General features: G+C 69.5%; 19 protein-coding genes and 1 pseudogene. 7 read left to right on the top strand and 13 right to left on the bottom strand.

Annotation, left to right across the window (positions count from 1 at the left end):
• Positions 1–217: 217 nt before the first annotated feature.
• Positions 218–1,348, bottom strand: coding sequence for an RNA-guided endonuclease InsQ/TnpB family protein (locus tag ACFYOH_RS37740; protein ID WP_388635351.1), 1,131 nt, complete (start codon positions 1,346–1,348; stop codon positions 218–220).
• A gap of 51 nt (positions 1,349–1,399) precedes the next feature.
• On the opposite strand from ACFYOH_RS37740, the gene tnpA reads away from it, so the two are divergent.
• Entirely contained in the window at positions 1,400–1,828 is a 429-nt protein-coding gene (tnpA, locus tag ACFYOH_RS37745; RefSeq protein ID WP_388635305.1) for an IS200/IS605 family transposase, read from the top strand.
• Between the two features lie 676 nt (positions 1,829–2,504).
• Here tnpA and ACFYOH_RS37750 read toward each other — a convergent pair.
• Both ACFYOH_RS37750 and ACFYOH_RS37755 read right to left on the bottom strand, forming a co-directional pair.
• On the bottom strand, positions 2,505–3,539 hold the full coding sequence (locus ACFYOH_RS37750) for a carbohydrate kinase (RefSeq protein ID WP_388635307.1): 1,035 nt from the start codon (positions 3,537–3,539) through the stop codon (positions 2,505–2,507).
• Between the two features lie 31 nt (positions 3,540–3,570).
• Positions 3,571–4,629 (bottom strand): LacI family DNA-binding transcriptional regulator, encoded by a 1,059-nt coding sequence (locus tag ACFYOH_RS37755; RefSeq protein WP_388635309.1) that lies wholly within the window; start codon positions 4,627–4,629, stop codon positions 3,571–3,573.
• Positions 4,630–4,778: 149 nt separating this feature from the next.
• On the opposite strand from ACFYOH_RS37755, the gene ACFYOH_RS37760 reads away from it, so the two are divergent.
• The 4 genes from ACFYOH_RS37760 to ACFYOH_RS37775 all read left to right on the top strand — a co-directional run bounded on the left by ACFYOH_RS37760 (position 4,779) and on the right by ACFYOH_RS37775 (position 8,897).
• Positions 4,779–5,906 (top strand): substrate-binding domain-containing protein, encoded by a 1,128-nt coding sequence (locus tag ACFYOH_RS37760; RefSeq protein WP_388635311.1) that lies wholly within the window; start codon positions 4,779–4,781, stop codon positions 5,904–5,906.
• Between the two features lie 146 nt (positions 5,907–6,052).
• Positions 6,053–7,087, top strand: a complete 1,035-nt coding sequence (locus tag ACFYOH_RS37765) for an ABC transporter permease (RefSeq protein WP_388635313.1) — start codon at positions 6,053–6,055, stop codon at positions 7,085–7,087.
• The gene (locus ACFYOH_RS37770; RefSeq protein ID WP_388635315.1) at positions 7,084–7,866 is read left to right on the top strand and encodes an ATP-binding cassette domain-containing protein; all 783 of its coding nucleotides are present in this window, start codon (positions 7,084–7,086) and stop codon (positions 7,864–7,866) included. Before ACFYOH_RS37765 ends, ACFYOH_RS37770 begins: the two co-directional genes overlap by 4 nt.
• A gap of 17 nt (positions 7,867–7,883) precedes the next feature.
• On the top strand, positions 7,884–8,897 hold the full coding sequence (locus ACFYOH_RS37775; protein ID WP_388635317.1) for an aldose 1-epimerase: 1,014 nt from the start codon (positions 7,884–7,886) through the stop codon (positions 8,895–8,897).
• A 1,207-nt stretch (positions 8,898–10,104) separates the two neighbouring features.
• On the opposite strand, the gene ACFYOH_RS37780 is transcribed toward ACFYOH_RS37775, so the two are convergent.
• From ACFYOH_RS37780 to ACFYOH_RS37815, 8 genes are all read right to left on the bottom strand, one after another.
• Positions 10,105–11,586: a long-chain fatty acid--CoA ligase gene (locus ACFYOH_RS37780; RefSeq protein ID WP_388635319.1), complete on the bottom strand. Its 1,482-nt coding sequence runs from the start codon at positions 11,584–11,586 to the stop codon at positions 10,105–10,107.
• A gap of 18 nt (positions 11,587–11,604) precedes the next feature.
• Positions 11,605–13,311 (bottom strand): aldehyde dehydrogenase family protein, encoded by a 1,707-nt coding sequence (locus tag ACFYOH_RS37785; protein WP_388635321.1) that lies wholly within the window; start codon positions 13,309–13,311, stop codon positions 11,605–11,607.
• A 46-nt stretch (positions 13,312–13,357) separates the two neighbouring features.
• Complete coding sequence (locus ACFYOH_RS37790; RefSeq protein ID WP_388635323.1) at positions 13,358–13,588, bottom strand: hypothetical protein; 231 nt, start codon at positions 13,586–13,588, stop codon at positions 13,358–13,360.
• Positions 13,585–13,740, bottom strand: a complete 156-nt coding sequence (locus ACFYOH_RS37795; RefSeq protein ID WP_388635325.1) for a hypothetical protein — start codon at positions 13,738–13,740, stop codon at positions 13,585–13,587. Before ACFYOH_RS37795 ends, ACFYOH_RS37790 begins: the two co-directional genes overlap by 4 nt.
• A 38-nt stretch (positions 13,741–13,778) precedes the next feature.
• Entirely contained in the window at positions 13,779–14,402 is a 624-nt protein-coding gene (locus tag ACFYOH_RS37800; RefSeq protein WP_388635327.1) for a maleylpyruvate isomerase family mycothiol-dependent enzyme, read from the bottom strand.
• A 545-nt stretch (positions 14,403–14,947) separates the two neighbouring features.
• Positions 14,948–16,381 (bottom strand): APC family permease, encoded by a 1,434-nt coding sequence (locus tag ACFYOH_RS37805; RefSeq protein WP_388635329.1) that lies wholly within the window; start codon positions 16,379–16,381, stop codon positions 14,948–14,950.
• A 188-nt stretch (positions 16,382–16,569) separates the two neighbouring features.
• On the bottom strand, positions 16,570–16,950 hold the full coding sequence (locus ACFYOH_RS37810) for an SCP2 sterol-binding domain-containing protein (protein ID WP_388635331.1): 381 nt from the start codon (positions 16,948–16,950) through the stop codon (positions 16,570–16,572).
• Positions 16,947–18,338 carry a flavin monoamine oxidase family protein gene (locus ACFYOH_RS37815; protein WP_388635333.1) on the bottom strand — a complete coding sequence of 464 codons (1,392 nt, stop codon included), beginning with the start codon at positions 18,336–18,338 and terminating at the stop codon, positions 16,947–16,949. The genes ACFYOH_RS37810 and ACFYOH_RS37815 overlap by 4 nt, the downstream gene beginning before the upstream one ends.
• 159 nt (positions 18,339–18,497) lie before the next feature.
• Here ACFYOH_RS37815 and ACFYOH_RS37820 point away from each other — a divergent pair, with 159 nt between their 5' ends.
• Positions 18,498–19,121, top strand: a complete 624-nt coding sequence (locus tag ACFYOH_RS37820) for a TetR/AcrR family transcriptional regulator (RefSeq protein WP_388635335.1) — start codon at positions 18,498–18,500, stop codon at positions 19,119–19,121.
• A gap of 413 nt (positions 19,122–19,534) precedes the next feature.
• Here ACFYOH_RS37820 and ACFYOH_RS37825 read toward each other — a convergent pair whose 3' ends face one another.
• A complete protein-coding gene (locus ACFYOH_RS37825) occupies positions 19,535–20,455 on the bottom strand; it encodes a septum formation family protein (protein WP_388635337.1) in 921 nt (306 codons plus the stop codon).
• Positions 20,456–20,708: 253 nt separating this feature from the next.
• On the opposite strand from ACFYOH_RS37825, the gene ACFYOH_RS37830 reads away from it, so the two are divergent.
• Complete coding sequence (locus ACFYOH_RS37830) at positions 20,709–22,178, top strand: SpoIIE family protein phosphatase (RefSeq protein WP_388635339.1); 1,470 nt, start codon at positions 20,709–20,711, stop codon at positions 22,176–22,178.
• A gap of 48 nt (positions 22,179–22,226) precedes the next feature.
• On the opposite strand, the pseudogene ACFYOH_RS37835 reads toward ACFYOH_RS37830, so the two are convergent.
• Positions 22,227–22,376: pseudogene (locus ACFYOH_RS37835) on the bottom strand (transposase); the annotation flags it as partial.
• Positions 22,377–22,941 lie beyond the last annotated feature (565 nt).

Here is a 22,941-nt window from a genome sequence, read left to right on the forward strand (position 1 = left end):
GCCGTCGATCAACAGGCGGCCGCCACCGACCACAGCGACGTCAAGGCGATCACCGAACTCGCGATGCTCGCCGACGAGGCCGGTGCCCATTCTCCGTCGTCGCGGCTGACCCGCCTGAAATCAACGGGAGCGCAGTCAACTTGACCCGGCCCTCAAGGACCGGGTTTGGAGGTAGTGCCCAGCTGGCTGCTGGGTTGGCTCCTCCGTCCAGACACCCCTATGGGGTGGCAGGGACGCGTGACTCACGCCCCGCGTTCCACACGGTCTCGCCACGGGTGGCGATGTTGTGGGAAGCATTCCGGTCGGCGTGGGCAACGACCCCGCACCCCCGGCAGATGAAAAGCCCCTGGTCGACACGGTTGCGCTTGTCGACGTGGCCGCACTCGGCGCACGTCTGCGACGTGTACGCGGGATCGACGAAGACCAGGGGCACGCCCGCCCGCTTGGCCTTGTAGACGATGAAGTCTCCCAGCTGGGCGAAGGCCCAGGAGCGGAGTGCGACCCGTTGGGGCTTGCGGAGCCGTACCCTCTGCCGGATTCCCTTGAGTTCTTCCAGGGAGATCCCGCACGAGGTGCGTTCAGCCTCGGTCACGATCGTCTTGGCGATGATGTGGTTGGTGTTCTTCACGTGCCGCTGTTCGCGGCGGGAGCGCTCCTTGAGCCGGCGCTTCGCGGACTTGGTGCGCTTCTTCTGGAGCTTGGCCCGCAGGGCAAGCTGACGCTTGCGGTAGCGGCCCAGACCGCGTCCGGCGGCCTGGTAGCCGGTGGACGTGGTGGCGATGTTGACGATGCCCAGGTCCACGCCGATGAACCGGTCCGGCTCGTACTGCTTGGCCTCGGGGACCTCGCAGGTGGCGATCAGGTAGAAGACGCCGTCACGCTGGATCAGATCCGACTCGCCCCTGCGGTACTCGCAAAGCGTCTTGAGCGCGTCGGCGGAGAAGACGAAGCGGACGTTCTTGAGGCGCCCGGCAGTTGTCCAGATGGACACGGTCCGTGCGTCGTACTGCCAGCTCAAACACCGGTCGTCGTATGGCTGCGCGGCCTCGGGCCGGAACGTGATCGGCTTCGATGCGGCCTTGATCCGGCGCTTCGACTTCGGCTTGCCGAGGTTTCCGGCGCGGATGTTGGCCTGCAGCGTCGTGTACGCATCGCGCACCTTCTTGATCACGTGTTGCGCCGCCTGGGCCCCCAGCCCGGAGGCTTTGAGACGGTCGTACGTGTACTTGCGCAGCTCGTACTCACGCGGCACACCATGGGCGAACGCCACCTCGGAGACCCAGCACGCCAGGCCGTTGACCGTGCGCAGGGTCGCCGACAGCGCGGACGCCTGAGCGGCATCCGGCATCAGTTTCACCTGCGTCACGATCTTCACGGTCCGTAATCATAACATTGATCTATGTCACCACGCTGGGAGCCAAACCCCACCATCCGCAGGGGCCGTACGGTCATCTACAGCCTCCATGCCCACTTGGTTTTCACGCCCAAGTACCGGCGCGGCCCGTTCACCGACGAGATCCTTCGACGCTGCGAAGAAATCATGCGCGCCGTCTGCGCCGACTTCGAAACCGAACTGGTCGAGTTCAACGGCGAGCGCGATCACGTCCACCTCCTGGTGCACTACCCGCCGAAGGTCGCCATCTCCCGGCTCGTCGGCTCCCTCAAGGGCGTCTCTGCCCGGCGTCTGCGGCAGGAGTTCCCCGACCACATCCGCACGTACCTGTGGGCCGACCACTTCTGGTCCCCGTCCTACTTCGCCGCGTCCTACGGCGGCGCACCCCTGGCGATCATCAAGGAGTACATCGAGAACCAGAAGCGTCCCGACTGAGGCCAACCGTGCGGACCCGTACACCCGTGCGGGTCACCCCTATCCAGAGAAGCGCCTCCTCCCGGGTCCGAAGACCCGGGGTTCCGCGCTAGATCATGCTGAAGTCGGGCGACACCTGTCGGGTGGGAATCCCCCCGACCGTGGTGCACGTCCTGGCGGTCCATCACTTCGATGCGCCTCTGGTGACCGGGATGCTGCCGCGGCCTGCGTCCTACCTGGAACTCCCGCGACAGGGCGAAACCCATGACCCCGAATTCGAGGACCAGGCTACGCACTCGACCCGGCGGGCGGTGAACCGATCCGCATCCAACTGCTCTTCCGCCCCTACGCCTTCCTCGAACCAGGCGATGAGGTCGCCGACCAGGACGGCCGTTCCTGGAGGTTCGACGCAGCCTGGGACTGGCACCCCTTCGACGAAGCGCAGCCCAGAACCCCGGCCTGGCCACTTGCGCTGCTCTCCCGCAACGGCGAGCCCACACCCGAGGACGCCGCTGCGGTCGCCCGGGCGACCGCAGCCGGCAGCCACGCCGAGGAACTGCAGCGGTGGACCGAACTCACTCTCGCGATGTCGGCCACCCGTCAGCAGTAACCTTGCCGAGACCGAACAAGATCAGGCGGCAAGGAGCCGCCTTCGGCGGTCAAGGGGGCAGTTACTCGGCCGAGGTCGGCGTGGCCGTCACCTCTTGACGGATGGCACTGGCTCTGGAGTTGGGCTGCGCATGCCCGCCCGGTCGGTGTCCTTGGCGAAGGCCAGATCTGTCGACGTCAGGGGCGCTTGGGCAGGCAGGTGAGGGCGGGGCAGGGCGGTGGGCGGGTCGGCGCCCAGGCGCTCGCAGGTCAGCGCGGAGACGAGGATCGCGTCGTCCACGGCGATCGTCAGTTCGTCCGGGGCGGCCGTGGCCAGCGTCTGCGGGGTGTGCAGGCCGTGGCGGAGCAGCGCGCCGAGCAGACCCGCGGTGAACGCGTCGCCCGCGCCGACGGTGTCCACCACCGCGACCTTCCGCCCGGGACGGCTCAGGCTTCCCCCAGTGGAGTGGAAGGCATGAGCGCCGTCGGGCCCGTCGGTGATGACGACGAGCAGCGCGCCCAACTCCAGCCAGTGGGCGGCGATCCGGTCGATCGGTGTGTCCGGGTAGAGCCACTCGATGTCCTCACGGCTGGCCTTGACCAGGTGGGCGATGCCGACGCTGCGTTCGACGGCCTGCCTGCCGCGCTCCGGGGCGCCAAGGAGGGCAGGTCGGACGTTGGGGTCGTAGCTGAGCAGCGTCGTGCCCCCGGCGCGCAGGCGCTGGGCGACGGAGTGGATGTGCTCGGCGGTCGGCGGGATCCAGGAGGCGACCGAGCCGAAGTGCAGTACGGCGGTGTCCTGCGGGACGAGGGCTGTCTCCGCCTCGGTCCACTGCCAGTCGGCGGTGCCGTCCAGGTAGAAGTCGTAACTCGCCCTTCCTTCCGCGTCCATGGAGACCACGGCGAGCGTGGTGGGCTCGGCGGCGACCGGGGCGTACGTCAGGTCGATGCCCTCGGCGGCGGCGTGGGTGCGCAGCATCCTGCCGAAGGTGTTGTCGGCCAGGCGTGCCATGAGCGCGGTGCGGTGTCCGAGCCGGGTCAGGCCGACAGCGACGTTGAACGGGCTGCCGCCGGGTCGGGCGCGGTAGTCGCCGGGTGCGTCGAGCTGGACCAGGTCGATGAGTGCTTCGCCGATCACGGTCACGGCCGCAAGTTGTGCGGTGGCTGGTACGGCTTCAGTCATGGCAGGGCCCTTCGGCTGTGATCTCGCCGGAGCCCCGCTCGATCAGCCGGGTCGGCACGGTGACGGTGCGGGTCGGCGACTCGTCGCCGTCCAGCCTGCGAAAGAGCATCTCGGCGGCCGTTCTGCCCACCTGCTCGACGTCCTGGGCGATGACGGTGATGCCCGGACTGAGGATGTCGGCCAGGGGGAAGTCGTCGAAGCCCACCTGGGCGGTGGTGTCCTGCCGCTCCATGGCGCGCAGCGCGCGGACGGCGCCTACGGTCACGAAGTTCTGGCTGGTGAACAGGGCCGTCGGCGGATCAGGCAGCGACAGGACCTGCTCGGTCGCCGCGATGGCCGCCTCCTCGCTCGACCCGACATGCCGCACGATCTCGTCGTCGTACTCGATGTGCGCGACCTCCAGGGCGTGCCGGTAGCCGGCGAAGCGCTGGGCGGCGGTGGGGATGGACGCCCGGTCGCCGAGGTAGGCGATGCGGCGATGGCCGGCCTTCAGCAGGTGGTTGACGGCCGTGATGGCACCCTGCCGGTTCTCGGAGACGACGGCGTCCGCGTCGAGCAGGCCGGCCTCGCGGTCGACGAAGACCATGCGCGTGCCGGAGCGCTGCTCGCTGATGAGATAGCTCTGGTCGCGTCCCGCTGGGACGATCACCAGGCCGTCGACCCGGCGGTCGATGAGCGCCTGGGCCAGTTCCCGTTCGCGGGTCGGGTCCTCGTCGAGGCTGCCGACCAGCACCAGCACTCCGCGTTCGCGGGCGACGTTCTCCACGGTGCGGGTCAGGACCGCGGAGAAGGGGTTGGCCGCGTCCTCGACGAGCATGCCGATGGTGGCGGTGCGGCCATCGCCGCGGCGCAGGCTGCTGGCCGTGAGGTTGGGACGGTAGCCCAGTTTGTCGGCGGCCTCCCGCACTCTTGCCACGATGGCCGGATCGACGGTGGGGACGTCGTTGAACACGCGCGAGACCGTCTTGATGGCCACTCCGGCCAGCGCCGCGACCTCACGCATGGTGGGGCGGCTACGGGTGGACCGGGGCGCGGCCTCGCCCTGAGTCATCGTTGTCTCCAACCGGTTGTGCGTTACCTACTCGTTGCGGACGCATGTCTATCAGCGTCTTGACGGGCTCGTCCATACAGGCCCAGTATCTCGCCCAGTCAACGTTGTCTCAGCGTCGGCCAAGAGACGGCTCCGAAAGGGATCAAGCCATGAACATCTCCACCAGCCAGGTGTCGAGTCGCCGTGGTCGGCGTGCCCGGGCGGCAGCGATCGGCGTCACCGTCTGCCTCGGCGCCACGCTCGTGGCCTGCGGTTCTTCGAACGGGAGCTCCTCCTCGTCCGCCTCGGGCGGCGGCGGCAAGGTGGGTGTGTCGCTGATCCTGAAGACGCTCACCAACCCGTACTTCGTGAGCATGGAGAAGGACGCCAAGACCCAGGCGGCCAAGGACAACGTGAGTCTCACCGTGGCGGCGGGCAACTCCGACGGTGACACCCAGACGCAGATCACGGCCATCGACAACGCCATCTCGCGCGGGGACAAGGGCATCCTGATCACGACGAACGGCGATGCCGTGAACGCCGCCCTGAACCGGGCCAAGCAGGCCGGTCTGTTCGTGATCGCCCTGGACACCGCGCCCAACCCGCCCAGCACCGCGGACATCACCTACGCCACCGACAACGAGCAGGCGGGCAAGCTCGACGGCCAGTACGCCGCGGCGGCCCTGAACGGCAAGCCGGCGGTCATCGCCATGCTCGACCTGTTCAACAACCAGGTCGTCTCCGTCGACATCAACCGCGACCACGGCTTCCTCGAGGGCATGGGCATCGACCCCGGCAGCAAGACCGAGAACGGCAAGGAAGCCAAGTCCGGCAAGTACACCGGCGGCAAGGGCGGCAGCTACACGATCGCCTGCCACCAGCCCACCCAGGGCGCCATCGACGGCGGCCGCACCGCGATGGAGAACTGTCTGTCGGCCAACCCGAACATCAACGTGGTCTACGCGATCAACGAGCCGGCGGGCGAGGGCGCGTACAACGCGCTGAAGGCGGCCGGCAAGGAGAAGAACGTCGCGATCTACGCGATCGACGGCAGCTGTGCCGGCCTGAAGAACGTCACCAGCGGCGAGTTCGCCGCCGACGCGGTGCAGTACCCGGGCAAGATGGCGTCCCTCGGCGTCAGCTCCATCGCCAAGCTGGCCCGTGGCGGCAGCAAGCCCAGCGTGACCAACGGCAAGTCCTTCTACGACACCGGCACCGCCCTTGCCGCCGCCAAGTCGCTGGGCGGCCTGACCGTGCAGTCCCCGTCGCAGGCCGCCTCCGCCTGCTGGGGCAGCTGACACCCCGAGCGGGTGCGACCGCCCCCGACCGGGCGACTGCCCCGAGCCGGGTGCGGCGCCGGAAGCCACCATGACGGTACCGGCGCCGCACCCGCACCACACGAGCCCATGAGCCCGTACCAGGGAAGACACCGGAAGGACCCCCTGTGACCACTCACGTGGACCCTCAAGCCGCACCGGCGCCGGCGGAGGAGTTCCTCAACCGGCCCGCCACCCTCAGCCAGCGCATCCACTCGGTGCTGCACCGTCAGCCGGCGCTCAGCCCGGCCATCGTCCTGGTGCTCGCCGCAGTGGTGTTCTCCCTGGTGAACGAACGCTTCTACGCGTTGCAGAACCTCTCGCTGGTCGCCCAGCAGGTGGCCGTCATCGGTTCGCTCGCCGTCGGACAGACCGTCATCATCCTCACCGCCGGCATCGACCTGTCGATCGGCGCCGTCATGGTGCTGGCCTCGCTGCTGATGTCGAAGCTCGTCGCGGACAACCACTGGCCCGGCTGGCTCGCCCTGCTGGCCGGCGCGGTCGTCGCGATAGCGGCCCAGGCCGTCAACGGCCTTTTGGTGACCAAGGTCAAGCTGCCGCCCTTCATCGTCACCCTCGGCACCCTCAGCGTCTTCACCGCGATCACCCTCATCTACGCCAAGGGCCAGACGGTGTCGCTGCAGCCGGGCAACATCCTCATGTGGAGCGGCCAGACGGTCTCCCTCGGCCAACTGAACCTGACCTACGGCGTCCTGCTCATGATCGCCCTCTACGCGGTGGTCGGCTACGCCCTGCGCTACACCGCCTGGGGACGCCACCTCTACGCGGTCGGCGACGACATCGAGGCGGCCCGTCTCGCCGGCATCTCCGTGAACCGGGTGCTGCTCAGCGCCTACATGCTGGCCGGTCTCACCATCGCCGTGGCGGCCTGGGTCCTCGTCGGCCGGGTCGGCGGCGGCGATCCCAACAGCGGGCTCAACGCCAACCTGCAGTCCATCACCGCCGTCGTCATCGGAGGCACCAGCCTGTTCGGCGGGCGCGGCGTGGTCTTCGGCTCGCTGATCGGTGCGCTGATCGTCCAGGTCTTCGTCAACGGCCTCGCCCTGGCCGGCATCGACCCGAACTACCAAGTCCTCGCAGTCGGCGTCCTCGTGATCGCGGCTGTCTCCGTCGACCAGTGGATCCGGAGTGTGAAGTCGTGACGACCGCCACCGCCCCCGTACTCGAGGCCAAGGGCCTGGTCAAGGTCTTCGGCCGGGTCGTCGGCCTGAACGACGTCGACCTCACCCTCCACCCCGGCGAGGTCCTCGCCGTCATCGGCGACAACGGCGCCGGCAAGTCCACCCTGATCAAGTGCCTGTCCGGCGCCCTCGTCCCCGACCAGGGCAGCATCCTCGTCGACGGCAAAGAGGTCCACTTCAAGCGGCCCCAGGACGCCCGCGACGCCGGCATCGAGACGGTCTACCAGACCCTCGCCGTGGCCCCCGCCCTGGACATCGCCAGCAACCTCTTCCTCGCCCGCGAGATCCGCCGCAAGGGCATCCTCGGCTCGGTGTTCCGCATGCTCGACACCGGCGAGATGAAGAAGCAGGCCGCCGACCACATCAAACGGCTCGGCATCGGCACGCTGCAGAACATCAACCAGGCCGTGGAAACGCTCTCCGGCGGCCAGCGCCAGTCCGTGGCCGTCGCCCGGACCGCGGCCTTCGGCGGTCGGGTGGTGATCCTCGACGAACCCACCGCCGCCCTCGGCGTCCGCGAGACCGGACAGGTCCTCAAACTCGTCCGCGACCTGCGCGACCAGGGCCTGGGCGTCATCCTCATCAGCCACAACATGCCCAACGTGTTCGAGGTCGCCGACCGCATCCACATCCAGCGGCTCGGCGGCTGCGCGGGCGTCATCACCCCGCAGTCGCACTCCATGGAGGACGCGGTGGCCATCATGACGGGCGCGAAGAAGCTCGCCCCCGAAGCGAGCTGAAGGGAACACCAGGGGACGTGACCGCCGAGTACCGGATCACCGAGAACCGCCTCGGCGGGGAACCCACCCTCGTCGTCTGCGCACCGGACGACTCGGCGCGCGTCGTCCTCGCCCTGCGGGGCGCAACGCTGCTGAGCTGGCAGGTCCGGCACGGCGCGGCAGGTCGGCTGAAGGAGCTGGCGGACGGCTACCGCGACGAAAAGGAACTCCTCTCCCAGGACGGCGTACGCGCCGGCCTGCTGGCCCCCTTCCCCAACCGCGTCGCCGACGGCCGCTACCGCTACGACGGCCACGACCACGACCTGCTGCCCGGCAGCCTCGGCGACCGCACGATCTACCACGGCTTCGCCCGCGAGACACCCTTCGAACTCGCCCACGCCACCACGACAGCCGATTCCGCCCGCCTGCTGCTGCACACCACGAGCATCAGACCGGACCGGCACCCCGGCTACCCCTTCGCACTCGACCTCGAAGCCCAATACACCATCACCGGCAGCGAGTTGAGCATCGTGATCCGGGCGACGAACGTGGGCGACACCACCGCCCCCTACGCGGCGGGCTGGCACCCCTACTTCACACTGTCGCGCCCCATCGACGACCTGCTCCTGCACATCCCCGCCCACACCCTCATCCGGACCGACGCCTCCCTCATCCCACTGACCGGCGATGCGGCCCTGCTTCCCCTGGACGACTGCCCTGACATGGACTTCCGGGCACCGAAGCGGCTCGCCGACGCGGTCATCGACGCCTGCTTCGCGGACCTGACGCCCGGCCCCGGCGGCCGGATCGACACGGTACTGACCAACCCGGCGACCGGCGAGGAACTGCGGGTCTGGCAGTACAGCGGGTACATGCACGTCTTCACCGGAGACACCCTGGCCCGCGACCGGCGCGCCTCCATCGCCCTGGAACCCGTCGAGACGATGACCAACGCCTTCAACCGCACCGAACACACCACGGCCCTTGCCCTTGAGCCCGGTCAGCGACGCGAGTTCAGCTTCGGGGCGCGGTACGGGGCTTCGGGAACCTGAGGCGGACGGTCGTCCCCGGCTGCGCCGATGAACTGCGCCACGGAGCACACCCGTGGGACGGATCTGCAGCAACGTACCGAGCCCACCTCGGTGTCCGCGTGATGGCTTGTGCCGCACCGTGTACGCGAAAGCCACGAGGAACGGCATCCCGGACTCGGACAAGACCAACTGATCGAGCCGCAGGCAGGCGGCGCGCTTGCCGATGGACCCTAGGGTGGGGGCGTCATCACCCGCGGGCGTCGGCCGGCGCCAGCAGGCTGGTGATCTCGGCGATCGCCTTCGGAGACGGCTTGAGCAGCGGCGGAAGTTCTCCGGCTTCCTGTGCCGGTACTTCGCCATCAGCATGAGGAGCGACGTGCCCTGCTCAGGCTTCGAGGGCTCCCCGCAGCTTCTGCGCGCAGTCCCGTGCGTGCCATATATGTGCCGCGAGTACGAAGGTCCTTCCGTCCACCGGACGGAAGGACCTGTGACCAGGTACTTCTCTGTGCCCCGGCAGGATTCGAACCTGCGACACCCGCTTCAGGAGTGGGATCGAATCCTTGCCGGGGGGTGTTCGACGATGCCGCGTGGGGCTGTTTCGCCTGATCGGGCGCCACGCGGCTGTGTGTTCCATCCCGCTCGTGACGCATCGTGCCGGTCAGTCCGCTCACGCATCGCGCACGCAAATGGACCTCGGTGACCAGTGCGTTCGCCTTCTTTGGGTGCTGCTCCGCCTCCGGGCATTCAGCGGTTGAGGCCACTGGCTCTGTTCACGAGATTCGCGTTCTGGCCCAGATCTTGGGGGGCGGTCGCAGTCCGGACACGCCGCGCTGGCCGCCCGGCCTCTCGCCACCACTTCGAGCGTGCCGAAGACGGCGGACACCGCCTCGACGTCCACGTCGTCGATCCTGTCGAACACCAGCGAGTCCCAAAACGATGCGTCGGCCTGTATGACGAGCACCGTCACCAGCAACAGCCCTCGCTGGCGGGAACAGCCGCAGACCTGTCGGAGCGTCACCCTCGCGTGCCGGACGGGGCGTACCCGGTCTCAGACGGACCCGGACCTCCGCGTTCGAACATCACACCAGCCCGGCGTGACGGCTCCCCAATGCCAGAACCCGCTTGAGACCTACGTAGTCGCCCCCCTTCTCCCTTGAATCGGCATCTGGGCCGATGACCGTACGCCTTGGGGCGGCGCACGGACGCCGGCCGGTTGTCCGGCCTCAGCTCAGCGGCGCTCCGGGGCGGTGATCTGGCGCTTGAGGATCTTGCCGGTGGGGCCCTTGGGTAGAGCGTCGACGAGCCAGACCTCACGCGGGTACTTGTACGCCGCCACCCGCTCGCGGACGAACTCCCGCAGCTCGTCCGGGCCAGCCGCGCTGCCGTGGCGCAGCGCGACCACGGCAGCGACCTCCTCGCCGAGCGTGACGTGTGGCATGCCGATCACTGCGGCCTCGGCCACGGCAGGGTGCTCGTACAGCACCTCCTCGATCTCGCGCGGGTAGACGTTGTAGCCGCCGCGGATGATGAGGTCCTTCTTGCGGTCGACGATGTAGTAGTAGCCGTCCGCGTCGACGCGGGCCAGGTCGCCGGTGCGCAGCCAGCCGTCGACGATGGTCTCGGCGGTCGCCTCGGGACGGTTCCAGTAGCCGGCCATCACGTTGTGCCCGCGGACGCGGAGCTCGCCGACACCGTCATGCGGGTCGAGGAGGCACATCTCGACGCCCTCGACGGGTGTGCCGACGGAGCCGGGCTTGCGGGGCCGGTCGGGGTGGTTGAAGGATGCGATCGGGGAGGTCTCGGACATGCCGAAGCCCTCCAGGACCGGGCATTCGAAGGCGGCCTCGAAGGCGTGGAGGACCTCCACCGGGAGTGAGGCTCCACCGGAGGCGCACAGCCGCAGCGAGCTGGTGCCGTGTTTCTCGGTGCCGCGCTCGTGTTCGGCGAGTATGGCGGCGTACATGGTCGGCACGCCCTCGAAGACGGTGACCCGCCGCTCGTCGATGGTGCGGAGGGCCTGGCCCGGGTCGAAGCGGGCGAGCAGGGTGAGTCTGGCACCCGTCGCCACAGCGGCGTTCATGGCGCAGGACTGTCCGAAGGCGTGGAAGAGCGGCAGACAGCCCATCACCACGTCGTCGGGGGTGAGCCGGAGCAGGGTGCGCCCGCCGATCTCGGCGTTGCAGGCCAGTCCGGCGTGGGTGAGCATGGCGCCCTTGGGCGCGCCCGTGGTGCCGGAGGTGTAGAGGATGACGGCGAGGTCGTCGTCCTTCCGCGGGGCGGCCGCTGCCGGGTCCGGGTGCTCGGCCAGCAGCGTCTGAAGCCCACCGGGCACGATCGGCACCACCGGGGTTCCGGTGTCGTCGGCGCTGGCCCGGGCCTGGTCGGCGACGCCGTCCCAGGCCAGGAGGAGCGCCAGGCCGGAGTCGCGCACCTGGTGGGCGATCTCGCGCGGCTTGAGCAGGGGGTTCATCGGCACCACGACCGCACCGGCGCCCAGCACGCCGTAGTAGAGGACGGGGAACTCGCACAGGTTGGGCAGCATCAGGCCGACCCGGTCGCCGGGGCCGACCCCATGGGCGGCGAGGAGTGCGGTGGTGCGACCGGCGAGGGTGGCCAGCTCGGCGTAGCTCAGCCCCTGGTCGCCGAGTTCGACCGCACGGCGGTGGCTGTGCTCGGCGGCGGCGCGGACGAGGAGGTCGTTGAGGTTCATGAGGGGGGTCGCTTCCGGTCAGCCGCGGAGGGCGGAGGCGAAGACGGCGGGCAGTCGGGTGATGCCGGGTGCGGTGGTGAAGCCGGCGACGCGTCGCAGGGTGGTGCGCCCGGTGCGGTTGGTGACGAAGTACGGGGGGCGGGGCGAGAGCGACGGCGAGCCGGTGAACAGGCCGCGCGGGGCGGGCGCGAAGGGCGCGCGCACCACGGTCTTCTCGACGTCCTCCAGCATGAAGGCGTTGTTGACGAAGCCGATGCCGCTGCCGATCGCCTGCCGGGTGTTGCCCGGGTAGGCGCCCCAGGGCGTGTAGCCGAGCAGGAAACCGACGGCGGACCAGCTGTTGACGCCGAGGGTGCCGTAGCGCAGCCCGGCGATGGCCGCCTCCACCACGGCCCGGTGGGCCCGCTCGGTGGCCGGGTGGACGATCAGGGTCGCGCCGAGCGTGCCGGGGAGGGTGTCGTTGGCGAAGTCGACGGCGGTGCCCAGGAACTCGGCCGGGGTCTCGCCGGGCAGGCGTACCACTCCGAGGGCGCTGGCGAACACCTCTCCGCTGAGCAGCACGTCATCGTGGTCGGCGATGTCCGGCACGAGCAGTCGGCAGCCGTCGCCGTAGCTCTCGGCCTCCGGATGTGCCGCGCGGACCGCGGTCAGCCTTCGGTCGGCGCCGGGGTAGTAGTCGCTGCGGGCGGGCAGTTCGCGCAGCACCTTGCGGATCTCATCGAGCAGCCGCTCGGTGCCGGCCCAGGAGCGGGGCAGCACCAGCACCTGGCTGGCGATGCAGTTGTGGCCGGAGTTGTTCATTTTGCTGGTGACGATGTGCTCGGCCTGGAAGCGGAAGTCGGCCGCGCTCCACTTCCCCGGCGCCACGATGCAGGGGCTGACTCCGCCCAGCTCGCTGGTGAACGGCTTGTCGATCAGTGGCTGGTCGTCGCGGCGGCGCTGCTCGGCCCGGTCGTCGGTGCCCCACATGATGGCGTCGTGGGTGCGATCGCTGCCGGTCACATGGATGGAGTCCACATCGTCGTGGGTGGTGAGGTACGCGCCCTCGGCCGGGCCGCCGTCGACGAACCGCAGCCAGCCGCGCTCGGTGAACTCGGCGAAGATCCGCTCGAAGTGGGGCCGCAGATAGGCGTTGACCGGGTTCATCTTGGCGACGACGACCTGACTCTCGGCGTACAGCTTGTGCAGTATGTCGACGGCGGTCAGGGCGGCGACGTTGCCCGCGCCGAGCACCAGTGCCACCCCGGCCGGCTCCGGACGGCCGCGGTACTGTCCGGCCGCCCGCTCGCGCACCTGCTCGGCTGTGGTGCCCGGCCGCATCCGGACCTGGGCCGAGTAGCCACTGAGCAGCAGCCGGTCCCAGCCGGTGGCGGGGAAGACGTCCACCCGGGTACGGCCGCCGTGTTCGTGGACCGCCCGCGCGGGCAGCGGGTCCTGACCGACGGCGAGCCGCCGCAGGACGTGCAGGCGGGCACTGACGTTCTGGGCCAGCGCCCACGGGCCGCCCGCCCAGTCCTCCGCGGCCCAGGGGGAGTCGGGGCCGTACCCCTTGGCGTGGGCGCCGGCCGCGGCCAGCTCGGCGGCTCCGTCGCGGATGCGCGGCATCAGCCGCTCCAGCAGGCCAATCCGCTCGGCGAGCGGTGCCGCGGCCCAGGACGCGGCGTTCTCCCGCAGTTCGTGCAGGGCGCGGTCGAGGGCGGCGGTGTCGAGGGGGGTGTTGTTCACGTCACTCCTTGGCGGTGCGAACAAGTGGGGTAGGAACTGGGGCGGCTCACTCGCCCGGAAGGCGCCCGTCACGGGCGGGGTCGGCCGGGACGACGGTGGCGGTCCCGCCGGGCAGCAGCAGAGCTGCGGTGAGTCGCACGGCGTGCGGGTAGCCGGTGGTGCCGTGAGTATCGGCCAGCGAGCAGGTCGGCGCCGGGGCGATCGGTCCGGCGGTGGTCATCAGGGCCCGGCCGCCACCGCGGCGCCGACCGGGGGCGAGTTCGGCGACGGTCGTCACGGCGTGCCGGTCATCACGCAGGCCAGATCGAACCCCGGTAGCAGGACCACGGTGAGGAGACCGTGCGGAAGTCCCGGCAGGGCCTGGCGGGACGGAACGCAGATGATCAGCGTGATGCCGCCCAGGCGGGCACGGGCCCAACGACTGCTCATACCGTGGCGCAGCCGCTGGCCGGATACTTGTCGCTGACCTACTGGAACGTGAGCTCGTTGGCGACGCTCTCGCGTCCGGCGAGCCACATGCTCAGCGCTTCGGTGGTACCGCGGACCACCTGGCCGCGACCGCGTGGCCTTCCGCCCGGTGTTGTGGGGAGGACGCGGTAGCGGGTGAGCTTGCGGCCGAACGGCCAGCTCCAGATGACTCCTTCACGGAACAGGGCGCGGGCCACCGTCTCGGGGATCTCACGGTTGCGCCCCAGGCCACGCAGAACGTCCTGGTGATGCATCGCCATGTCTCCGGTGAGCAGCCATGCCATGGCCTGTGCCTGACCGGATGGCTTGGTGGCGGACTTCCACCCGAGGTCGGTCAGCTCCGCACGGCTCAGCGTCCTGCCGTGCGCAACCATCCGTGCGTTGCCCCGGTTCACCGTCAGTGTCGACAGCCGGAGATAATGGGACGCCATTCGGTCCAGACCGACCACATGTGCCAGGACGTCCCGTGGGGCCCAATCCGCACACAGGGTTCTCGCGTTGTTGAACTCATCGTCGGTCAGCTCGCTCAGGGTCTCCATGAACCGAGTGCGTTCCCGACGCAGTTCCAAGTGCCATGCGGTGGACACAGCCTGCGGTTCCTTTCCTGGATGAATCTGCTCCACAACCACGGGCTGGACCCGCGCGGTTCGAAGCGGTGACTTGTGCAGTGCACGGACGGCAGCGCCGCTCGCCTGTCTTGCAGGTTGTGTGCCAGCACCGGAACGCCCGAGTGGCGAAACGTCCCGCGTGCAGCACGCTGTTGTTCACTGCGGCCGCTCGGGGGGGCCTTCTCCGGAGCGTCCTCGCACCTCTGTGCGACGACCGGGCGTTTCGTGCAGGCAGCCACGTGAGGGCACTGCTCCTGCGGCGTCCGGCCTTGTCGTGCACGGCGCCGTGCGGGACCGGCACCTTCCCGGTGGCGATCCGGTGCAGGGTCAGCAGCAACAAGCTGGCGTTCTGCGCCGTCGCCCAGGGACCGTCGGTCCGCTCCTCGGCGGCGACGGGCAGGCCGGATCGTAAGCCTTCGCGGCTGCGGTCGGCGTGTCCTTGGCCGACCGCGTGATCCGCAGCGTCAGCCGTTCCAGCAGCGCGATCCGTTGAGGTAGGTCGCCCGTGGCCACGCCGAACGCCTGGTCGATGGGGGCGGTGCCGAAGTCCGGTGGTGGGCTCACTGCCGCGGCTCCTGTTCGGCTTCCGGCATCTCTGCTCGCGTGGCCGAGGCGGTGCGGGCGGCGCCGCGGGCCGCGGCCCGGGCCGCGCGCCGGGCTGCGAGTTCCTCGGCTTCGCGCCGCTCCAGCCGTGGTACGTAGGTCCACACGTACACCGCCACCAGTCCGGCACAGGCCAGCAGCAGCACCAGCGGGGCCACGGTGAACTGCGGGCCGACGCTGACCGAGGCCAGCAACCCCATCAGGGCGAAGACCACCGTGAGCACGGCTGCCACGGGCACGCCGCCGCGCAGCCGGTAGGGGCGGTGCGTGCCGGGCTCGCGGCGCCGCAGCCTCCACACGCAGTACCCGGCGGCGCTGTACACCCCCATCTCCAAAGCCGCGCACAAAGAGACGATGACGGCGAAGGAGCCGGTGGCGGCCACGACCGCGGCCAGGACCAGGGAAGCGCCGCCCAGGATCCACACCGGGAGCACCGGCACCGCCTGCTCGTTGAGCCGGGTCAGCGGGCGGGGCAGCTTGCCTTCGCGGGCGACCGCGTACATGAACCGGGAGAGGGTGACGAACCCGCCGTTGAAGGTGTTGACCGCGGTCAGTGCCGTGACGGCGAGCATCACCAGCATCCCGGCCCGGCCGAGCGCCTGCTGGGCGACCAGTAGCTGTGGGTAGGCGGTGCCGAGCGAGGCGCCGTCGAGGGTGGCGCCCATCGCCACCGCGAACACCGCCTGGGAACCGGCCAGGACCAGCACGGCGACCAGCATCGCCCGCGGGATGATCCGCGGCTCGGTGACCTCCTCGGCGTTGGTGGTCACCCACTCGAAACCGGTGTAGACGAAGATGCCGAGGATCAGCGCCTGGATCGGCGAGCTCGACGAGCCCGCGCCGAGCGCGGCGTGGTGGCCCGGGTGCGCGATCGCCGCGACACCGATCGCGACGGTGGCCAGCACCACGACCGTGGTGACGATCCGCTCGGCCGCTCCGGCGAGCTTGATCCCGCGCAGGTTCAGCCAGGTCGCCAGGAGGAGCAGCGCGCCGACGTAGCCGACCGCGATCAGCCGGCCGTTGCCGAAGGCGTAGGCAAGCGCTTCGCCGATGATGTAAGCGTCGGCGGCGATCACCAGCACGATCGCGACCATGTAGGTCAACGTGACGGTCAGCGCCGCCTTGTCCGGCATGGCGCGGGCCAGCCACAGCCGGATGCCGGCCGCCGTCGGGTGCATGCCGTTCAGCTCGGCGAACACCGACCGCACCGCCAGCATGACCAGACCGCCGGCGGCGATGGCCAGCCAGGACATCGGCCCGCTGACATAGGTCAGCAGCTGCGCGAGACCCAGGAAATTGATCGCGGCGAACGCCAGTCCGGTGGATATCGCGGAGGCGCCGCCGAACGACAGCGCCCGCCGCAGCACCGGCTGCGGCGAAGGTTCGGCCATGGTGTTCCTATCTGATGCTCGGATACAAGATCACGGATGTCGCAAGGTGGCGTGGCGCGGCCTTCCCGGCCGGCCGCGCCGGAAGGGACTTGCCCCCGGCCGAGCCGCTGACGGGCGGCGGGAAGGCGGGCAAGCAAGCCGGGGCGTGGGGCCACGCCCCGGCACGAGCCTGTGCCGCGCGGTGTCGGCTACTGGCCCAGGAAGACGAACATCGCCATCGCGTCCAGGCGCATGACGTCCTCGGCCCGGCCCTGGGTGCGGATCGCTCCTTGCATGTAGTTGGACACCGGGTTCGCGTCGCCCCAGAAGATCTCGGCCAGGTCGAAGCTGTGGCCGCGCACCACCAGATCGGCCGCGCCGGACATGCCGGCCGTCGGCGTTGCGGGTTTTCCGCCGGAGATCACCAGGGTGAAGGCCGCGTCGTGGTCGGTGGCCAGGATGTGGATGCGGCAGTTCCAGCCGCCGAGCGTCTTGCCGACCCGGGGACTGGCCCCAGCCTTGGTCGCGTACTCGCTCAGCGCGTCCAACAGCTCGTCCGCCCCGACGCTCTCACGGATCGTTTCGCTCATCGGGCGGCCTCCACCGACTCGCTCAGCCCGGCGCCCATGTCCAGCTCGGCCGCCACCGCGGCGGCAGCCTGCTCGCCCGAGCGCACCGCGCCGTCCATGTAGCCGCTCCACACGGTGGCGTACTCGGTGCCGGCCCAGTGGATCCGGCCGACCGGCTCGCGCAGCGCCGGGCCCAGCGTGGACCAGGTGCCCGGGCTCAGGATTCCGGTGTAGCAGCCGCGCGACCACTCCTCCTCGAGCCACACCTTCTCGTAGGTCGCGATCGGCTGCGCGGCCTTGGGGCCGAAGACCGAGACCAGTTCGGCCACGACCTGCTGCTGCCGTTCTTCGGGGCTCATCCGCAGCGCGCGCCGGGCGGCGTCACAGTCGGTGAAACTGACCAGCACGCCCTCCGCACGGTCCGGGTGGCTCTGGTCGAAGGTCAAGGTGTTGTGTCCTGTGCTGTGCCCGGACAGGCCGTCGGCGCGCCAGAACGGCTCGGGATAGACCACGGTCGTCTTGATGGCCGAGCCCATGAACACCCGCTGGGTCAGCTGGTCGCGCAGGGCCGGCAGCGCCGGGCTGTAGCGCAGCCGGCCGGCCAGCGGCGGCGGGACCGCGACGACGGCGTAGCGTGCACGCACCCGCCCCTGCTCGTGGTGCACGACGACACCACTGTCGTCCTGGTCGATCCGGTGGACCGGGCAGGACAGGCGGACCCGGTCGCCGAGCACCTCGGCCAGGCCGAGCGAGACGCCCATCGCTCCGGCGCTCAGGCGGGTCTCCTGCGCGCTGTTGATCACCCCGATCATCCGCTCCACGCCGCCGCCGGAGGCGATGTAGAACAGCGCGTGCAGCAGCGACACCTCCCCCGGCTCGGCGGGGAACAGGGCGCGGGTGAAGGCGCGCAGCCACTCCTTCGCGCCCTCGCAGTACGGCTGCGCGCCGATCCAGCTCTCGACGGTGGTGGCGTCCAGCACTGCGGCCTGAGGGTGGGACCACGGGGCCTCGGCGCCGACCTCGGCGGCCAGCGCGGTCAGCTCGACCATGGCCTCCATGAGGTCCGCGGCCACCACCGGATCCCCGGTGGGGATCGCCCCGTGGTAGCGCAGCAGTCTGCCGTCCTCGGTGCGTTGCAGGTTGTCCCCGTCGCTGTACTGAGTGAACGTCGCCAGACCGAACTCCTCGACGAGCGCATTGATCCGGTCCTGGGTCGGGCCGATCCACTGCCCGCCGTACTCCACCAACCGCCCGTCGTCCTCGACAACGGAGCAGGTGCGCCCACCTACCCGGTCACGCGCCTCCAGAACAAGCACGTCCACGCCTTGAGTGTGCAGGGTGCGGCCGGCGGTCAGCCCGGCCAGTCCAGCGCCGACGATGACGACGTCGGTGTCGTAATTCTCGGGCACGGGGCCACCTTCCAGGTTTGATCAGATGAACAGGTCGGCTGAATTGGTCAGCTGACCAGGTCGGGTGGCCAGAGTGAAGTATGCTTCGGTGAAGGTGTCAAGAGGTGACCGGAAGACCCGGTCGCGGACCTGGGGAAGAAGGTGACGAACCTGCCTCGGATGAAGGTCGAAGAGCGCCGCGAGCAGTTCGTGAAGGCCGCCATCGAGGTCATGGCCCGCGAAGGTCTGGACCGTGCCACGACGCGCCGCATCGCCGAACATGCCGGAACAGCGCAGGCCGCGATCCACTACGCGTTCCGAGGCAAGGACGAACTGCTGACCGCCGTCATCGGCACGGTGACCGAGCAGGTCGAGCAGATCCTGCGCAATGCGGTTACGCCCGAAAAGGGACTGGCCACGGCGATCGGCGACGCAGCTCGCGCCTTCTGGGCCTTCGTGGTGGGCGACGACGGGCTCCAGCTGATGCAGTACGAGCTGATGATCTACTGCCGCCGCAACCCCGGCTTCGAGTGGCTCGCCGCCTGGCAGTACACCCGCTACTGCGCCTGCGTCGAAGACGTCTTCCGCTCCGCGCTGGCCCACGAGACCTCACCACCGCCGATGGACCTGGCGGCGCTGACGCGGTTCCTCGTCGCGGCGATCGACGGACTGATCATCCAGTACGAGGTACACCACGAGGACGAACAGTCCCGGCGCGACATCGAAAACGTGATCACCTGCGCCCTCTCGCTGGCCGGCCTCGCCCCCGCGCTTCCGTCCCCGGAAACTGATAGCCCCGCGTAGCCGCGACCGGCGACTACGCAACCACAGACTGGACCCCAGCACGCGCATCGATCAGGCCTCACGGTCCAGCGCGGCCCGTCTTCGCAGCCCAGGAACGATTGGCGGCCGTCCACTCGACCGGCTTCGGGCACACTTGCTGAACCAGACGTGAGGGAGGTCTTCGCACCTCCTCCGGGCAGGGCGGTGGCGCGGTCGGGGCCGGTGCGGAGCTTGGCGAGGATCCGCCATGCCTTGACGGCATCCAGCGGGAGGGATCGGCGAGCCGCCATCCACGCCGGGTAGCTACCCGACAGGATGGGGCCGGCCACCGCTTCCACCGTGCGCCCGAACGCACTGAATTGTGCTGAGGGCGCTTCGGTTCGACAGGCGGCTCACTCAGGCGGGCTCGATCAGCGACCCGGGGCGTGTCGAACCTAGAACGGTGGCCCGAAAGAGGTGGCGGGGAGATCCGAAGCCAGTCCCAGAGCCTTCCGGACGTCCCGCTGGTACTTGTAGGAAGGTTGGTTCCAGGCGTCGTCGGAACGAGCCCAGTAACTGTTGTCAGAACGTGCCGCCACGGCCTTGCGCCACAGCTCGGCGCTCCTTCGAAGCTCCCCGACGTAGGCGGTGACCTTGGGCCTCGCACCGGCCGACCAGTGGGCGGCTTCGAGGCCATCTGCTTCATGGTCCAGTGCGGCCGCCATTTTTGCAGCCCAGGCACGATTGGCAGCCGTGCTGCCCAGGTGCGGATAGGTCTTGAAGACGCGCGCGGAGGCCAACTCCAGCCTGAGGAAGGCAAGCTGGTCTGCTGCCAGGCTGGTCTCCTGCACGCGTACGCTGCCAGTGGTCCGGCCGTTCGTGTCGGCCGTAAAGCAGGTGGTGGTCCTGTTGCCCGCCTGCTGGACCTCACTGGTCGGGTAGTAGTAGTTGACGCCCGTCGTGTGGGGCAAGGACCAATCGTCCATGACGTAGTCGGTCAGCCGATCGCTGCACTGGTGGTACGACTGCTTTGCAAGGACATCGTCGGCGCCGCTGGACCCGGTGAGAGCGACCGTGGCGAACACTTCGCCGTCGTGTGGCCGGAAGCACGACACGGGTACCGCGGAGTAGACCTCATTGTGCTGCGAGCTGGTGAAGCAGTCGCCCACCGCGAGGCTCACGGCCGACCCGTCGCCTGCGCCGGACATCCGCTTGTCCGGATTTTCGTCGGCGTCACCGGAGAATGCCCTGCTGATCAGGCTCATCGCGAGCACGGCCCCACCGAGTGCCAGCACACCCACGATCGCTAGTCCGCGGCGCTTCTGGTGGCGCTTGGAGCCGGGCTCAGACGACGTGGGCAGCGGCATGGCGGACATGGATCTCCGGTCGACCTCGGCAAACACCTGTGCGGAGCCGGATCCTCGCACACCACCAGACATCTCTGACACCCCAGTGCGCACGTGACCCCCCGCACGCCGGGGCGCTGGACGCCGCGCATGCCCGTCATTCCCCGCAGGTTCCGCAGGGTCGCAGACGCCGTCGAGGGCCTCGACCCGAGGTTCCGGCCAGACCCGTATCGACTGGCCGCGCCGCGTGAGCCCTGCTAGACCGGAGAGGAGGGAGGTGCGCATGCCTCGTGGTCTCATCAGGGGGTTGGCCGCGCTCCTTGCGGCAGTGACAGTCCCGCTCGCCGTATGCGCGCTGCTGCTCCCCGTCCGAGCCACCCTGTCCCAGAACAACGTGGCTCTGATCCTGATGTTGGTCGTCGCGACGGTGGCTGCCCTCAGCTACCGCTGGGTCGCGGTCCTGACGGCCCTGTCCGCCGCCGTGTGGTTCGCCTTCTTCTTCACCGCTCCGTACGGAACCTTCATCCGCTTCAACCGCGCGGCCGACATCGTCACCGCCGGGCTGCTGCTCGGCGTCGGTCTCGCGGTCTCTCAGCTGGCTCGGCGCTACTCCCGTGAGCGCGCCATCGCCACCACCTTGCAGCGCAGCCTGCTGCCCCATGTGCTGCCGGACACCTGTGCCGTCCGGGCGGCGTGCCGCTACGTGCCGGCCGAGGCCGAGGTCGGTGGGGACTGGTTCGACGTGATCCCTCTCCCGGGCTTCCGCACCGCTCTGGTGGTCGGGGACGTGGTCGGCCACGGCCTGCGCTCCGCGGTCACCATGGGGCGGCTGCGCACCGCGGTCCTCAATTTCTCCACCCTCGACCTGCCGCCGGACGAACTACTGGCCCGCCTCGACGACGTGGTCAAGCAAATGGACGCCGAAGCGGGCGCCGGCCAAGAGGGAACCATCGCGGCCACGTGTCTGTATGCGATCTACGACCCGGTCTCCGGGAGCTGCACGATGGCAAGGGCCGGTCATTTCCCGCCTGCCATCGTCCGTCCAGACGGCCGCGTGGAGATTCTCGACCTGCCCGAAGGACCTCCGCTCGGCGTCGGCGGTCTGCGCTTCGAGGCTGTCGAGCAGCAACTGTCGGATAACACCCAGCTCGTGCTCTACACCGACGGGCTCATCAAGAACCGTTACCGTGATGTCGGGGCCGGCCTGAAGCTGCTGTGCGACACGCTCTCCGGTGCGGGGCTCGACCCGGAGAAGACGTGCCAGACGGTCCTGGAGGCGGTACTCCCCGCCCGTCCAGTCGATGACGTCGCTCTCCTGATCGCCCGCACCCGTACGTTTCCGCATGACCGTATCGCCGAATGGGACATCCCGGCCTTTCCCGCCGCAGTGCCCGACCTGCGCGCCGAGGTGTCCGCGAAGCTGGCCGACTGGAACCTGGGGGAGACGGCATTCACTACCAAACTGATCCTCAGCGAGCTGGTCACCAACGCCATCCGCTATGGGACACCCCCTGCCCACCTGCGCCTTCTGCTCGATACCACCCTGGTGGTGGAGGTCGGCGACAACAGCAGCACCTCCCCGCACCTGCGCTACGCAACGGACAGGGACGAAGGCGGCCGCGGAATCTTCATCGTCGCTCAGCTCGCCGAGCGATGGGGCACCCGCTTCGTCCCCACCGGGAAGATCGTCTGGGCCGAGCAGCCGGCCGCCCCATCAGTTCCCGTCACCCCCGACCTGGCACCGGTCGCGTGACCGGGCTGGACCGTCCGAAGCCCTCGACTTACATTCCGATTGGCACCTGTGAGCGTCGGAGATGACGAGCTGGACGCCGGTCAGACCGCGGGCGATCAGCGACCGCAGCAATGCCAGCCAGCCGGCGCCGTCCTCGGCAGTGGCGACGCCCAGGCCGAGGATCTCGCGGTGCCCGTCGGCGTTGACGCCGACCGCGATGCTGACCTGGCGATCGCCGAGGCCGCAGCCCGGCTCGTACCACGGGCCCGCGCTGTCTCCGAAAGAGCCGCTTCCGCAGCGGCGCCCGGGCGAGACAAGCCGAAAGAGTCCGTGCCGGTTGATGCTGGTCCGTCGGGCGATGTTCGGGAGATCAACTCTCCGTCCGCGCACGCACCGCTCACGCAAACGGCCCCGGACGAGGTGTCCGAGGCCGAATAGGCCCCTGCCTGGGGAGGGAACCCCAGGTCAGAGCGGTAATGCGTTGTGCCCCGGCAGGTTTCGAACCTGCGACACCCGTTTTTGGGAGTGCGGGTGTTCACCGGCGCGGCCATGGCTCGACCACGGGAGACGTACCCGAACTCGGCGCTCACCTTGAGACGTTGGGCGCTACGGCCAGGCCGTCAGTGCCTTGTCCACGGCGACCGGGGACCAGCGTGCACCCGGTAAACCCCGATCAGTACGCGGAGTTGACGTTGTCGATGGAGCCGTAGCGGTGGGCCGCGTAGTTGGCGGCCGCGGTGATGTTGGCCACCGGGTCGGTGACGCTCTTGGCGGTACCGGCGAC

The organism is Streptomyces sp. NPDC007856, assembly GCF_042868225.1.
Classification (GTDB): domain Bacteria; phylum Actinomycetota; class Actinomycetes; order Streptomycetales; family Streptomycetaceae; genus Streptomyces.